The 13354-nt window shown below is 71.8% G+C and carries 14 protein-coding genes and 1 pseudogene; 7 read left to right on the top strand and 8 right to left on the bottom strand.

Features of this window, described 5'->3' with window-relative positions; genetic code table 11:
• Positions 1-16: 16 nt before the first annotated feature.
• Complete coding sequence (locus ABEB13_RS39395) at positions 17-340, bottom strand: hypothetical protein (protein WP_345709403.1); 324 nt, start codon at positions 338-340, stop codon at positions 17-19.
• Positions 341-511: 171 nt separating this feature from the next.
• Here ABEB13_RS39395 and ABEB13_RS39390 point away from each other — a divergent pair, with 171 nt between their 5' ends.
• On the top strand, positions 512-1042 hold the full coding sequence (locus tag ABEB13_RS39390; protein ID WP_345709402.1) for a hypothetical protein: 531 nt from the start codon (positions 512-514) through the stop codon (positions 1040-1042).
• 662 nt (positions 1043-1704) lie between these two features.
• Complete coding sequence (locus ABEB13_RS39385; protein ID WP_380232472.1) at positions 1705-2100, top strand: aggregation-promoting factor C-terminal-like domain-containing protein; 396 nt, start codon at positions 1705-1707, stop codon at positions 2098-2100.
• A gap of 260 nt (positions 2101-2360) precedes the next feature.
• Here ABEB13_RS39385 and ABEB13_RS39380 read toward each other — a convergent pair whose 3' ends face one another.
• Complete coding sequence (locus tag ABEB13_RS39380) at positions 2361-3482, bottom strand: nuclear transport factor 2 family protein (protein ID WP_345709401.1); 1122 nt, start codon at positions 3480-3482, stop codon at positions 2361-2363.
• 155 nt (positions 3483-3637) lie between these two features.
• On the opposite strand from ABEB13_RS39380, the gene sigJ reads away from it, so the two are divergent.
• On the top strand, positions 3638-4621 hold the full coding sequence (gene sigJ / locus ABEB13_RS39375; protein ID WP_345709400.1) for an RNA polymerase sigma factor SigJ: 984 nt from the start codon (positions 3638-3640) through the stop codon (positions 4619-4621).
• 82 nt (positions 4622-4703) lie between these two features.
• Positions 4704-5123, top strand: coding sequence for a nitroreductase family deazaflavin-dependent oxidoreductase (locus tag ABEB13_RS39370; RefSeq protein ID WP_345709399.1), 420 nt, complete (start codon positions 4704-4706; stop codon positions 5121-5123).
• A 95-nt stretch (positions 5124-5218) separates the two neighbouring features.
• On the opposite strand, the gene ABEB13_RS39365 is transcribed toward ABEB13_RS39370, so the two are convergent.
• The 5 genes and pseudogenes from ABEB13_RS39365 to ABEB13_RS39345 all read right to left on the bottom strand — a co-directional run.
• A complete protein-coding gene (locus ABEB13_RS39365) occupies positions 5219-6742 on the bottom strand; it encodes a long-chain-fatty-acid--CoA ligase (RefSeq protein WP_345709398.1) in 1524 nt (507 codons plus the stop codon).
• 52 nt (positions 6743-6794) lie between these two features.
• A complete protein-coding gene (locus ABEB13_RS39360) occupies positions 6795-7256 on the bottom strand; it encodes a cupin domain-containing protein (RefSeq protein WP_345709981.1) in 462 nt (153 codons plus the stop codon).
• A 113-nt stretch (positions 7257-7369) separates the two neighbouring features.
• A complete protein-coding gene (locus ABEB13_RS39355) occupies positions 7370-7816 on the bottom strand; it encodes a DUF6069 family protein (RefSeq protein ID WP_345709397.1) in 447 nt (148 codons plus the stop codon).
• 28 nt (positions 7817-7844) lie between these two features.
• Complete coding sequence (locus ABEB13_RS39350) at positions 7845-8855, bottom strand: CocE/NonD family hydrolase (RefSeq protein WP_345709396.1); 1011 nt, start codon at positions 8853-8855, stop codon at positions 7845-7847.
• 67 nt (positions 8856-8922) lie between these two features.
• A pseudogene (locus tag ABEB13_RS39345) lies at positions 8923-9437 on the bottom strand (CocE/NonD family hydrolase); the annotation flags it as partial.
• 104 nt (positions 9438-9541) lie between these two features.
• Here ABEB13_RS39345 and ABEB13_RS39340 point away from each other — a divergent pair.
• Positions 9542-10276, top strand: coding sequence for a TetR/AcrR family transcriptional regulator (locus ABEB13_RS39340; RefSeq protein ID WP_345709394.1), 735 nt, complete (start codon positions 9542-9544; stop codon positions 10274-10276).
• A gap of 42 nt (positions 10277-10318) precedes the next feature.
• Positions 10319-11227 carry a phosphotransferase gene (locus ABEB13_RS39335; RefSeq protein ID WP_345709393.1) on the top strand — a complete coding sequence of 303 codons (909 nt, stop codon included), beginning with the start codon at positions 10319-10321 and terminating at the stop codon, positions 11225-11227.
• 87 nt (positions 11228-11314) lie between these two features.
• Here ABEB13_RS39335 and ABEB13_RS39330 read toward each other — a convergent pair whose 3' ends face one another.
• The gene (locus tag ABEB13_RS39330) at positions 11315-12034 is read right to left on the bottom strand and encodes a G1 family glutamic endopeptidase (protein ID WP_345709392.1); all 720 of its coding nucleotides are present in this window, start codon (positions 12032-12034) and stop codon (positions 11315-11317) included.
• Positions 12035-12464: 430 nt separating this feature from the next.
• Here ABEB13_RS39330 and ABEB13_RS39325 point away from each other — a divergent pair, with 430 nt between their 5' ends.
• The gene (locus ABEB13_RS39325; RefSeq protein ID WP_345709391.1) at positions 12465-13175 is read left to right on the top strand and encodes a serine/threonine-protein kinase; all 711 of its coding nucleotides are present in this window, start codon (positions 12465-12467) and stop codon (positions 13173-13175) included.
• Positions 13176-13354 lie beyond the last annotated feature (179 nt).

Raw genomic sequence — 13354 nt, 5'->3', positions numbered from 1 at the left:
CCCGGCCACAGCCCGCCTACTGCGACGCACGGACAGCGGCCCCGGCGGAGGCCACGTTCAGGTCCACGACGACCTCTTCGCCGTCCGTGCGTCCGTGCCGCGTGATCGCAAGACCGATGAACGCGAGCTCGGCGGCGCAGTCCCGCAGGGCGTACTGCTCGTACGTCTCCTCACCCAGCCCACCCACCTCGTCACGGTCCCACGCCGCCACCGCGGCCTCGGCCAAAGCCTTCGGCAGGCGCACGGTGACCGGGCCGACCTGAGCGTCGACGCACACGCCGATGGCCGCCAGCACCTTCGAGTCCTCGCGATACCTGACGTACTGCTCCTGATCATTCACAGGGCGAGAGTACGCACAGCCTCTCCGGCCGTCGCTGCCTTCACCCGGCGAACGGACCTGTGGTGTCGCCGCACTGCGGGTTCCGGAGGGCGCGGCGATCAGACCCAGGCGTCGGGAGGCAGCGTCACGCCCGCCTTCCCGATGTCGTACCCCCGGGGCAGGATGGCGTACATGACGGAGCGACAGATCGACGGAGCAGCGCCGGCCGACGGCACCACCGCCTACCTGGAGGGGCTCGGTGAGCGGCTGAGGGCCGATGGCTGTGTGGTGACCACGACCACCTGGCGTGATCGCCGGGTGGTGATCGGCAGCCGGTCGGACCGCAAGGTGCAGTGGTTCGGCACCAAGGTCGAGCTGTTCGTCCTCGCCACCGCCGTTCCCGAGGTCGACCGGGCCTCGCTGCACGAGTTCACCGGATGGGCAATGGATTACAGCAAGCACCTGCGCAGCGGCGGCCTGCCCGGTGCCCGTAACGCGGCGATGATCCTGCCCGCCCTGGTCGGCGGCCGGGTCGAGCAGTCCGCGAGGGAGTGGGCCGCCGCGGACGCCCGGACGCTCGGCACCTCCCTGGTCGGCCGGCCGATCACGGTGGAGGCGCCGACTCCGGCCGCTGCCCGGATCACCATGTACCGGGGCCGGGTCGCCTGGGGCGGGATGTTCACGGGACACGTACTGGAGAAGGCCTCGCTGTACTTCACCTGAGGACATCGCCGGAAGGGGGACACCGGGCCGGTCGTGGCAGCGGCGCCGTTCCGTGCCGCGGCCTGGGCAGGGCTCGGCCGCAGGTCCACGCTCGATGCCGTCGAGGACCGCCAGGTCGGCCACTGTCGGGGGCGGTGCGGCGTGGTGCGGCGACAGCGCGTGACGGCCGGCGCCGGGGGCGGACCGCCGGCGGGCCGGTCGGATGTGACGCCGCTCGCACGGTGGCCGCCGCGGCCGCCACGGAGCGTGCGGCCCGTCCGGCTTCTCGGTGACGGGCGACCGGGTGCGGCCGGTGAGGGTCCTCACACGCCACAGGCCACTACGACGACACATAGGAGACCCGACCGGCCTGGGCCACGGGCAGTCCGGGCGGGCGCCGTGCCGTTGCGACACCGGCGCGGCGCCCGCCCACCGCGGGACGAACGCCGACGGTATTCCGGTCGGCGCATCCTCCCCTCGCTACGACGCCGGGTCGTAGCCGGGGGCCTTGGCAGCGCCGGGGGCACTCTGCCAACAATGGCTCTCGTCGCCAGCCGCATCCGGCACCTGTCCCGCCGGTCCGTGGCTCCTCGCCGAGTCCCGCACTCGAACCCGTGGCCCCTGTCCGGCCCGTGGTCGTCAGCGGGCGGGACCCGGCCAACCCGATTGAGGTCCTGTTCTTCATGCCCGCTTTTAAGCTTCGTATGCGCACCTCGGCCGTTCTTCTCACCGGCGCCGCCGCAGCCACCGCCCTGGGTGCCGGCCTCATGCCGGCCACGGCCTCCGCCGCCACCCTCTCCCCGCAGGCCATCGCCGCCCAGGTCGTGCCCGCGAACCAGCTGGCGTCCTTCAACCAGATCATCTCGCACGAGTCCGGTTGGAACACGCACGCCACCAACGCCTCCTCCGGCGCCTACGGCCTGGGCCAGGCCCTGCCGGGGTCCAAGATGGCCTCCGCCGGTGCGGACTGGAAGACCAACCCGAAGACCCAGATCAAGTGGGCCTACGACTACATGAACTCCCGCTACGGCAGCCCGAACGCCGCCTGGTCGTTCTGGCAGAACCACCACTGGTACTAAGAACCAGCCCCCACCGGCGGCACCGGCCGGCGCGGCAGCACCTGCCGCGCCCCGACCGCCCCCACCCGCACACGACCACCCCCGGCCCCGGGACGGTCGGACAGGGACCACCCGGGGCACCCCGCGACCCGGCACACCACACCCGGACCACCGCGGCACCCGAAGGGCCCGGCACACCGCCGGGCCCTTCGGCCTTTGCGCACGCGGGCCACGCAGGCCACGCGGCCCGCCCAACGAGACCCGGGGCTCACCCGGACCTGTCAATAGCCGATGGCCTCGCGGAGAAGCAGCACGGTGCCGCGCCCCGGACGGGGTTCCGCGTTCAGGACGAGCAGGCGGTTGACCGCGCTGGGCATACCGTACGCCGCCTGGGCGCGGACGTTCTCCAGCGGGAGGACGTGCTCCTCGACGCGGCGCAGCGCCGTGCTCAGGTCGGGCACCACCTTCTGGGCGCCGACGATCCAGACCGCGTGGCCGGCACCGCCCGCGTTGGCCGGCAGTTGGCTGCCGCTGCCCGAGGCGAGAACGAGCGAGCCGGTCTCGGTGGCGGCGGCGACGCTGTTGACGACGAAGTCGGGGCCGGCCATCAGCCTTCGGATCTCGTCGGCGCCGGTGGCACGGTCGATGGCCAGGACGCGCGGCTTGACGGCGTCGTACCGGCCGCCGGCGTTGATGTCCTCGTCGATCCCGGACAGGCGCAGGGTTTCGCTGGCCCCGGTGAGCACGCCGGCGCCCTCGGGGATCAGTTCCCCGATGCGGGCCCGCGCGGCCGCGGCGTCGTCGAGGATCTCGGCGGCGAAGCCGTTGGCGCGCAGCGCGGCGGCCGCTCGCTCCAGCCGTTCGGCCGATGCCGGATCGGTGAAGGACACGGCCGGAGCCGGGGCGGCCGTGGCGTCCACCGGGGTCGCTGTGGCGTCCGTCGCGTCGTCCTCGGCGCCCCGGGCCGCGCGGGGCGCCGTGCCCGCCAGCGGGGAGGTGTCGAGGTACCTGACCTCGTACACCCGCTCGGCGAACTTCCAGCCCTCCGCCGTGCGCCGGTAACGGTCGTGGTAGACGGCGTAGTTCAGGCCCTGGCGTCCGTCGAGGGTGCGCGCGAGTTCCTGGATGTAGGCGCGGCCGGTCGCGGTGTCGCCGTCGAGCAGGATGGTGCCCGGGTGCGTGGTCTGGACGAAGAAGTCCCACTGGCTCTGCAGCCGCTCGCCACCGGTCCGGATCTCTTCGCGGCCGACCTGCTCGGCGGGGATGTCGGGTATCCGCAGCACACCGTCCGGTGTGAACAGCGATGCCAGGCGGGGCCGGTCGCGCATCATTGCGGCATCGGTGAACTCGCCGCGCAGCGCTTCGATCTCGACACGGTCCGCGATGGCCTGGAAGTCGTTCATCACAGTCCCCTCTCCAGCGTGTTGTCGTCCTCACCGGTACGACAGCGCAGCGCCGCGGAATGTGAGGCGTGCGTCGGCCTCACATTCCGGGGGCTGCGCTGTCGTACGGGGTGACGGGTGGAGACACCGAGGCGATCCAGGGAGAGGGCCGGACCATGACGACCAGAGCGGAAGGGCCCGGTGACGATCGGGACGATCCGGGCCTCGGCGCGATCATGAGCGAGCGGCACCGGCTGATCAACCTCGCCTATCGGCTCCTCGGATCCGTCACCGATGCCGAGGACGTCGTGCAGGAGACCTACGCCCGCTGGTACGCCATGTCCTCGGAGCAGCAGCGCGCCATCGAGTCGCCCGGCGGTTGGCTGGTGACGGTCGCCGCCCGCATCTGCCTGAACCTGCTCGGCTCGGCGCGGGCCAGACGGGAGACGTACGTGGGCGACTGGATCCCGGAGCCGCTGCCCGAGCCCACGGAGTGGATCACCGGGCGCTCCGGCGTCGGCGGGACGGACCCGGCGGACCGGGTCACCCTCGACGAGTCGGTGACGATGGCCTTCCTGGTCGTCCTGGACGCGATGACACCGGCCGAGCGGGTCGCGTTCGTCCTGCACGACGTGTTCCGCTACCCGTTCGGCGAGGTCGCCGCGATCATGGGCCGCACCCCGGCGGCGTGCCGCCAACTGGCCTCGTCCGCCCGCCGCCGCATCCGCACGGCAGAGGTCCCGGCGGGCCCGAACGCCGGGCAGGCCGCCATCGTCAGGAGGTTCAGAACGGCATGGGAGGCCAAGGACATCGACGCCCTGATCGGTCTGCTCGCCCCCGATGCCACCGCGACCGCCGACGGCGGCGGGCTGGCCGTCACCCACCTGCGCCCGATCATGGGCGGTGGGCGGATCGCCCGTGCCTACGCCGAGATCGCGCGTGTCTCGGGCGACCGGACGACCTTCCTGGAGTGCACGGTCAACGGTCTGCCCGGCCTGGCGGCGCAGCAGGACGGCACCACCGTGACCGTGTTCGCGTTCGGGATCGCGGGGGACCGGATCAGGAACATCTGGGCCGTGCGCAACCCCGAGAAGCTCGGACCCTGGCGGATCGGCCCCGCCCCGGCCGCCACCGGTCGGGTCGGTCGCGGCCGGTCTTGACGAGCGGCGTTCCTCCGGCTGGACTTCGGCCACCCGGCCGTTCGGGCGAGGGACCCACGGTGCTCGGAAAGGACTGACATCCATGTCGGAACGTTTGCGGCGCAATCAGTTGGTGATCGACGAGTTCCGGTCCGCCGGCGGAGTCGTCGGCGGTGACTTCGCGGGGGTTCCCCTCCTGCTGTTGACGACCGTCGGGGCCCGCAGCGGGCAGTCACGGACGATGCCCATGACCTACCTGCGGGACGGGGAGCGGCTCGTGGTCTTCGCCGCCAACGGCGGCAGGGAGAGCCATCCCGGCTGGTACCACAACCTGTTGGCCGATCCGGCGGCCGGTGTCGAGGTGGGCACCGAGACGTACGAGGTGACGGCGACCGAGGTCGAGGGCGCGGAGCGTGCACGGCTCTGGGGCCGACAGCTGGAGCACACGCCCTACTTCGCCGGATTCCAGGAGAGCGCCGGGCGCCGGATCCCCGTGGTCGCGCTGACCCGCACGACCGGCTGACGCGAGCGTGCCGTGACCCCGGAGGCCGGCCCCGCCTCGGACGGCGTCCCGGCGTTCGGCGCGGGGTCGGGGGGCGCAGGCCCGGTCCGGTCCGGTCAGGACCCGGCTCGGGACTCGACCGGGGCCGGAGCCCGGGCGACGACGATCTCGCGCTTGAGGATCTTGCCGGTCGGCCCCTTGGGGAGGGCTTCGGCGAAGGTGACGACGCGCGGGTACTTGTAGGCGGCGACCTCCGCCTTCACATGGTCGCGGATCTCCGGCGCAGTCGCCCGGGCGTCGGCCCTGAGGACCACCACCGCGGCGACCTCCTCCCCGAGCAGCCGGTCCGGTATGCCGACGACGGCGGCCTCGGCGACCGCAGGATGCGCGTACAGGACCTCCTCGATCTCGCGCGGGTAGACGTTGCAGCCGCCGCGGATGATCAGGTCCTTGGTGCGGTCGACGATGAAGTGGTAGCCGTCCTCGTCGACGCGGGCGAGGTCACCGGTGTGGAACCACCCGTCGCGGATCGCTTCGGCGGTGGCCTGCGGACGGTTGTGGTAGCCGGCCATCACGTTCTCGCCCCGGATCGCGATCTCGCCGATCTCACCGGGACCGGCGGTCGTCCCGTCCGTCCTGACCAGCCGCAGTTCCACACCACGGACGGGAAGGCCGATGGAGCCGGGTTTGCGAGGGCGGTGCGGCGGATTGAAGGCGGCCACCGGCGACGTCTCGGACAGGCCGTAGCCTTCGAGCACGTCGACGCCGAAGCGCTTCTCGAAGCCGTGCAGCACCTCGACGGGGAGGGACGCACCACCGGAGACGGCGAGACGAAGACGAGGGGCGTCGAACCCGTCGGGGAGTTCGGCGTGCAGCAGTGCCGCGTACATGGTCGGGACGCCGAGCAGGACGGTGACGGCGTCCCGGCGGATCGTCTCCAGTGCGGCCGCCGGATCGAACCGGGTGAGCAGGGTCAGCGTGGCGCCCGCGGCCACGGCCGCGTTGAGGCCGCAGGTCTGGCCGAAGGCGTGGAACAGCGGCAGGCCGCCGAAGAGCACGTCGCCCGGGGTGACATGGAACAGGGTCTGCACGACGGTGGCGGTGTTGCCGAGAAGGTTGCGGTGCGTCAGTTCGGCGCCCTTCGGCGTACCGGTGGTGCCGGAGGTGTAGAGGATCACGGCGAGGTCGCTGCCCCGGGCGTCGGCGACGCCGGGCAGCGGTTCGGTGCGGTCGAGGAGTGCGTCGAAGCCGGCCGGTTCGACGACCAGGAAGTCGGTCCCGGTGGCGGCGGACGCTTCGGCCGCCTCGGTGGCCGCCATGGGTGAGGCCAGGAGCGTCCGGGCGCCGGAATCGCGCAGGGTGAAGGCGATCTCACCCGCCTTGAGCAGCGGGTTCATCGGCACGACCACGGCACCCAGCCGCAGGACGGCGTAGTAGACGACGGGGAAGTGCAGCACGTTCGGCATGATCACGGCGACCCGGTCACCGGGGCGGACGCCCCGGTCCCGCAGCAGCGCGGCGGCCCGTGCGCTCAGGTCGTCCAGGCGGGCGTACGTCAGCGCGGAGTTCCCGTCGCGGACGGCGGTCCGATCGCCGTGGACCCACGCGGAGTCCGTCAGCAGGGTGGCGAGGTTGGTCAAGGGGTTCCTTCTCGGTCGGGGGGCCGGGTGGGCGGTGCGGCGAGGGCGGGGATCATCGGGGCGGCCCGAGGATGACGTTGCCGCGCAGGGCGGCGGCTTCGGCCAGCAGGTCCTTGGTGATCTCGAATCCCTCGGGGCGCGGGGTGGTGACGTCGCGTCCGGCGTGCCGGAACATCTCCTCGATGCCGGCCGGGGTGGTCATGAGCAGGAGGTCGGCGCGGTCGGACGTGATGCGGTAGCCGTGGGGGATGTTGCGGGGCAGATAGACGACGCCGCCTTCGGAGAGTTCGTGACGCTCGTCCCCGACCCAGACCAGGGCCTCTCCCTTGAGGAGGAGGAACATCTCGTCCTCGCGGGTGTGGAGGTGGATGGGCGGCGCCTCGCCCTTCTGGAGGTCGAACCGTCCGACGGAGAGCTGGCCTTCGGTGGCCGCGCTGTCGAGGAGGACCGTGAAGTGTCCACCGCCGATCCATTCGAGGGTCTGCTGCTGATCGGGCTGGGCGAGGTAGGGCATGGTCACGGCGGTCTCCGGGGTGGGCGGCGTGCAGTGGTGTGAATGCGGGGTGTGCGGCGTGCAGGTGTGCGGGGCGTGTGGCGTGCGGTGGCCCGTGCGGACCGGGGGCTGCGTCAGGATCGGCGCAGGGAGGTGATGATGAAGGTGGGGATCACGGCCGCGCCGACGATCAGGTGCATCTGGGTCAGCAGGAGCTGGTCGGTGACGGTCACTCCGGCTCCGTTGTAGGGGAGGCTGCCGATGAGCGTGACGACCGCGAGCACCGTCCAGACGACGGTGGCCCGCCGTGGGACGAACCGTTCCAGCAGTGCGAGCAGGGCCCAGCCGAGCAGGGTCGGCACGACGGAGGAGGCGCTGACCAGGCCGACCAGGACGGAGTGGGTCGGTTGGCCGAACTCGGCGGGCGTCTTCAGGTCGTAACCGAAGGCCGCCTTGAGGACGAGCATGTACAGGAGGTTCGCCAGGAGGCCGATGCAGATGGCGGTCGGTCGCACCAGTCGGCTCGGGGCGGCGGTGGGGCGCAGGATGGAGGGGCTCGGTTCGGACGGCGTGGCGGCCATGGTGGGTGCTCCGATGCGATGTCGCGGGTCAGTGGACGACGGGCAGGACGAGGTGGGAGGGGTGTTCGGCGTCGTGGTGGATGAGGCCGTGGCCCACCTGGTGGCCGTAGTAGTGGTGGAACAGCCCGTCGGCGACCGCGGAGTCGCCGTTGGCGATCTCCAGGCGGATGCGGCTGCCCCGGCGGAACAGGTAGGAGGTCGGCCAGACCTCGATCTCGTAGCGGACGACGGCGCCCGGTTCGATCGGCCGGGGCGGGTGGACGCGGTGGGAGGCCTTCAGCCAGCCGCGGGTGACCATCGCCGAGGGCGGGGGTACGTGCTTGGCGAACCTGCGCATCAGGGCGTTCCTGAGCCTCGGGACGGCCTGCTGCTCGGAGAGCTTGACGTGGAAGTCCGTGTCGGCCTGGTCCGACTCGGCGTACAGCACCAGGGTGATCTTCCCGGTGACCTCGACGTCCTCGTTCAGGGGTGGGGTGGTGAAGGTGAGGATGCCGCGGGTGGGCTGGGGGATTCCCTCGGTAATGACGGTGGTGCCCACCGTCCACGCGGGGTCGGGGTAGGCGTAGCCGGTCGGCCGCCCGGCCGGCTCGGCGGGTGGGGTGGTGCGGAGGCTGCCGTCGTTGAGTGAGTGGACGGCGTGTGCGGGCTCCGGGGTCAGGTAGAGCCTGGTCGGCACGGCCCGCCGGGGCGGCCATTCCGCTTCTGCGCGTGGCCGGCGGCCGGAGTTGGCGACCTGGAGACGGACCGGCGGGCTCTCCATGACGCCGTTGTCGATGCCCTTGAGCCAGTGGTCGTACCAGGGGCGGATGTAGGTGTCGAGGAAGTCGGGGTCGTAGTAGCGCTCGTGGCTGTCGGTGCCGGCGAGGACGAGCAGCCGCTTGTCGGTGCCCTTGAGCCGCTCGTGGCCGTCGAGCTGGCCGCGCAGGTGCAGCCCGACGGCGGACCACCAGGCGACGTTGAGCACGGGGATGTCGATGTCCTCCACCCTCACCGCCCGCTGTTCCCACCAGTCGTCGGCGACGGGCCGGTCCAGGGTCATGCCGACGATGTCGGCGCCGACGCCGCCGGGGCGGGCGGGCGCCGCCGCCGATGGTGGCGGCGGCCCGGAGGTTGTCGGTCGACCAGAAGGTGAGGAACCCCATCGAGTAGATCCCGCCGTGGTAGACCGCGTCGCGGTAGAGGTCGGTGAAGCCGTTGTAGATCAGCGCGCAGGTGAGGTGCGGCGGGCGCTGCGCGGCGGCGAGCCACTGGTTCACGCCGTACGCGCTCTCGCCGAGCATCGACACCTTGCCGGTCGACCAGGGGCGGGCGGCGATCCATTCGACGGTGTCGTGGAAGTCGCGCTGCTCGGCCGGTCCGAACAGCTCGAACTCCCCTCGGACTTTCCGGTGCCGCGCTGGTCGCCGACCACGACCGCGTAGCCGTGGCCCGTCCAGTAGTCGATCGGGCCGGTCTCGATGAACCGGAACGCCGACACCGGCGGCAGGTGCAGCAGGTCCTTCTGGTACGGCGCCACGGCGTACAGCGACGGGAAGGGGCCGTCCCCGTCGGGCAGGTGGACATCGACGCAGATCCGGGCACCGTCGGATGCCGTGATCCATTCATCTTTGAGCGTGTGCATGGCGAACTCCTAATTTCCTCACTTGTGGAAACTAGTTTCAGCGTATGATGAAATTCGCGGGACGGGAAGTCCCCTCCTCGATCGGCTGTGGAAGGTGATGCGGTGTGACTGGGCGAGGCCCCCGGGGTGAACGCGGAGAGCAGGCGGACAGGATCCTCGCCACCGCCCGTCGTACCTTCGCCACCCGCGGCTACGCCGCGACCTCACTGCGATCGGTCGCCCAGGACGCCGGGGTCGATCCCGGCCTGGTGCTCTACTACTTCCGCAACAAGGCCGGGCTGCTGGAAGCGGTCATGCAGCCTCCCGAGAATTTCGGCGCGGCCGTGGCCGCCGCCGCCGAACACCCGCTGCCGGAGCGCGGACGCGCATTCGTACAGGCCACCATGGGCCTGTGGGAGGATCCGGCCTCCGCCGAGATCCTGCGCTCCATCATTCTGACGGCGTCTCAGGAACCCTCCGCCATGGAGCGGTTGCGGCAGCTGTTCACCGAGCTCGTCCTGTCGGTCGTCTCCCACAGCCTGCCCGACGCCGAACGCAGCCTGCGAGCCAGCCTCATCTCGACGCAGATGGTCGGCATGGTCATGAACCGCTACATCTGGCAGGTCGGCGACATCGCGGCCCTCTCCCCGACGCCGTCACCGACCTCCTCACCCCCACCATCCAGCACTACCTCGCCGATCCGCTCCCCAGCGGCACGTCGGCCTTCGACACCGGTCGAGGTGGGGGCGGGGCCGACCGGCTCGGACCGGGCTGAGCCACGCCGGCGCAGACGGACGAAGCGGATCACCAGGCCGGCGGCGACGAGCGGGACACCAGGCCGGCGAGACGGATCTCCCTGAGAGCCGGGCCGGCTCCGCCCGCCTCACGTACTGTGACTCCCCATGATCGAACCCGAGATCGAGATCAGCGAGGATCTGGTCCGCGACCTGCTGCGCGACCAGCATCCGGACCTGTCCGAGCTGCCCATCCGCGAGGTGGAGGGCGGCTGGGGCAATCAGATGTGGCGCCTCGGGGACGAGTTGGCCGTCCGGATGCAGCGGATGGACACCCTCCCCGATCTGCAGCTCAAGGAGCGCCGCTGGCTGCCGGTACTGGCCCCGCGCCTCCCGCTTCCGATCCCGACCCCGGTACGGAGCGGTGCACCGTCCGAGCGCTTCCCCAAGATCTGGACCGTCATGACCTGGGTCGAGGGCACGCCGCTGGACCACGGCTCGATCACCCGCGGCGACCACGCGGCCGACACGCTGGCGGCCTTCCTCACGGCGCTGCATGCGAAGGCGCCCGCCGACGCGCCGGACGCCTCGGACTTCGGCGCCCACCCGGACGAGGGCACGGACGGCTTCGAGCACTTCCTGCAGGCCGTGGACCTCGGGTGCTTCGCCGAGAACGACATTCGGACCGTGTGGCAGGACGCGGTCGCGGCTCCCGCGTGGGAGGGCCCGCGGGTGTGGGTCCACGGCGACCTGCATCCCGCGAACGTCGTGGTCGCGGACGGCACACTGGCGGGCGTCGTCGACTTCGGCGCAGTCTTCGCCGGCGACCCCGCGTGGGACCTTGCGGCCGCCTGGCTGCTGCTCCCCGCGGGCGGCGCCTCACGGTTCTTCAGCAGCTACGCAGGAGCGGACGAGGCGACGGTCCGACGGGCGCGCGGGCTGGCCGCGATGAAGTGCCTGTTCCTGATGCTGATGGGCCGTAACGGGGACCGCGGCCTGCCCGGCGGCAAGCCGCACTGGGGGCCCGCAGGCCGGTCGGCACTGGATCGGGTCCTGAGGGGCTTGCCCGAAGGGTGAGCGGCTGCGTCTCCGGGCGACACGGACCCGGCCCGGAGGGGACCGCGTGCGCCGGGGCGGTCGTAGGACGCCCCGGCGCACGTGCGGCTACGCGTGCAGGAACGTTTCTGTGAAGCTGGTACCGCCGGAGCCGAGCGCGCTGGTGCGGGCCTCGTAGGTGCCGTTCGCGCTCGGATCGAGCGCAACCGGGCCGAACGAGCTGAGGGACTTGCCGTTGATGGTGGCCGAGGTGAAGCTCAGCGTACCGAAGTTCGGGTAGGAACCGGTCGGCGACTCGATGATGACCTCGCCGCTGGTGCGGCTCGCGGAGAGGGTCTTGGTCGTCGTGAAGGTCCAGCCCCGCGTGGAGTCGGTCAGCTTCAGGGTGTACTTGTTGCTCCCGGCGTAGGTCACCGAGGCGTTGACGACGTCACCCGCCGACACGGGGTACGAGCTGAGGCTCAGGTAGACCGGGTTCGCCGGGTACATCTCGTACCAGGCCTGGTGCACGGGGCTGCCGCTGGAGCAGTCCGTCGCCACGCCGGTCTGCTCGACGGTGGACGAGCCGTACCCGTCGATGCCGACCCAGGGGGCGTAGAGGTCGTTGGTGGACTTGCAGGTCGCCTTCGCCTCGGTCCATGTCGCCGACACGGAGGTGAAACCGCTGCCCGTGGCGGCGTAGCCACCCCAGTTGTAGCCGTTGGTGTTGTACTGCAGGGGGCGGAACGAGAGTCCCGGGGCGGCCGTCGCGGCGGTCGGTGCGACGGGCACGGCGAGAGTGGTGGCTGCTGCCGCGAGGGTGGCGACGCGTATGAGGAATCGGCGCACGCTGGCTCCTTTGTGGGGGGCGATCAGGAGGCACACACATCAACCCCGGCCGCGTGTGGGGGCGGCGTACGGGGGTGGCAGTAAGAATGACGAACTGTCATGAGCCGGGCAAGAGCGATGGCCATCTCGACCGCTCAGTAGACCAACCTTTTACACAGCGGACATGACGGAGCCTCCGGGAGCCGGCCCGCACCGGGATTGTGTGCGCGGTCGCCACGGACGGGGAGGGGATCTTCACAGTCGCGGTCGCCGCCCGACCCCCGGTCGGTCCCTGCGGTGTCAGGGACCGACGACCCCCGTCGACGTCCGGAGCGTGTTCCGGGGGATCGCGGGGTAGGCGGCCGTTCGCCCGCGTTCCACCAGCGCGCAGACGGCCCGCAACCTCCGGCCTCGGGAGACCCGCATGACCGTGACCGCCGAAAACAGCCCAGTGACAGCACTGTTCGCGCAGCGGTACCGCGTGTGCGCGCTGCTGGGGCGGGGCGGCGGGGCCGACGTCCTGCACGCCGTGGACGAGCGGCTGGACCGCGAGGTGGCCCTCAAAGTCTTCCGGCCCGACGCGAGTGCGGACACCGCCCGGCGGTTCGGCACGGAGGCGCGGCTGCTGGCCCGGCTCCGCCACCCGGGTCTGATCGAGGTCTACGACTACGGCGTTGTCGCGGACCGGCCCTACCTCGCCCTGGAACTGGTGCGGGGCCTCACGCTGGCCGCAGTGCTGCGGTCCGAACCGCTGCAGGCCCACCAGGTCCGCCGGCTCGGATGCGACCTGGCGGCGGCCCTGGCGTTCGTCCACTCCCACGGGGTCGTCCACCGGGACGTCAAGCCTTCCAATGTCCTGATCGGTACCGACGGCCGCGCCAGGCTCGCCGATTTCGGCGCCGCTCGCCTCCTCGGCGAGTCCTCCGCGCCCGACGACGAAGCACTCACCGGCACCGGCCTGATCGTCGGCACCCCGGCCTACCTCGCCCCGGAACAGATCCGGGGCCAGGGTGCGCTGGCCCCGGCCGACGTGTACGCCCTGGGTCTCCTGCTGATCGAATGCCTGACGGGGCACCGCGAGTACACCGGAGCCCCCATAGAGGCAGCGGCGGCGCGCCTGCACCGCCCGCCGTTCGTCCCCCTTCCCTGCCCGGTGGCCTGACGACGACCCTGCGCCGGATGACCGACATGGACCCGGAACGCCGCCCGCCCGCGGACTCCTGTGCCCGGCTCCTGGGCTCCCCGGAACCGGCCGAAAACGGGGCGGCGGCCGCCGTCGGCCGGCCTCGGCGTCACACGCGGGCCGTTCTCCCACGACCGCGGCCCCGGAAACCGCTCCTG

Origin of the sequence: Kitasatospora paranensis (assembly GCF_039544005.1) — a bacterium.
GTDB classification, from domain to species: domain Bacteria; phylum Actinomycetota; class Actinomycetes; order Streptomycetales; family Streptomycetaceae; genus Kitasatospora; species Kitasatospora paranensis.
This window is presented reverse-complemented; position numbering and strand designations above follow the sequence as displayed.

Bases quoted from the DNA above. Each gene is read 5' to 3' on its own strand.
- ABEB13_RS39390 (WP_345709402.1), top strand. From the start codon at position 512: ATGACGGAGCGACAGATCGACGGAGCAGCGCCGGCCGACGGCACCACC.
- ABEB13_RS39385 (WP_380232472.1), top strand. From the start codon at position 1,705: ATGCCCGCTTTTAAGCTTCGTATGCGCACCTCGGCCGTTCTTCTCACC.
- ABEB13_RS39380 (WP_345709401.1), bottom strand. From the start codon at position 3,482: ATGAACGACTTCCAGGCCATCGCGGACCGTGTCGAGATCGAAGCGCTG.
- sigJ (WP_345709400.1), top strand. From the start codon at position 3,638: ATGACGACCAGAGCGGAAGGGCCCGGTGACGATCGGGACGATCCGGGC.
- ABEB13_RS39370 (WP_345709399.1), top strand. From the start codon at position 4,704: ATGTCGGAACGTTTGCGGCGCAATCAGTTGGTGATCGACGAGTTCCGG.
- ABEB13_RS39360 (WP_345709981.1), bottom strand. From the start codon at position 7,256: ATGCCCTACCTCGCCCAGCCCGATCAGCAGCAGACCCTCGAATGGATC.
- ABEB13_RS39355 (WP_345709397.1), bottom strand. From the start codon at position 7,816: ATGGCCGCCACGCCGTCCGAACCGAGCCCCTCCATCCTGCGCCCCACC.
- ABEB13_RS39350 (WP_345709396.1), bottom strand. From the start codon at position 8,855: ATGACCCTGGACCGGCCCGTCGCCGACGACTGGTGGGAACAGCGGGCG.
- ABEB13_RS39335 (WP_345709393.1), top strand. From the start codon at position 10,319: ATGATCGAACCCGAGATCGAGATCAGCGAGGATCTGGTCCGCGACCTG.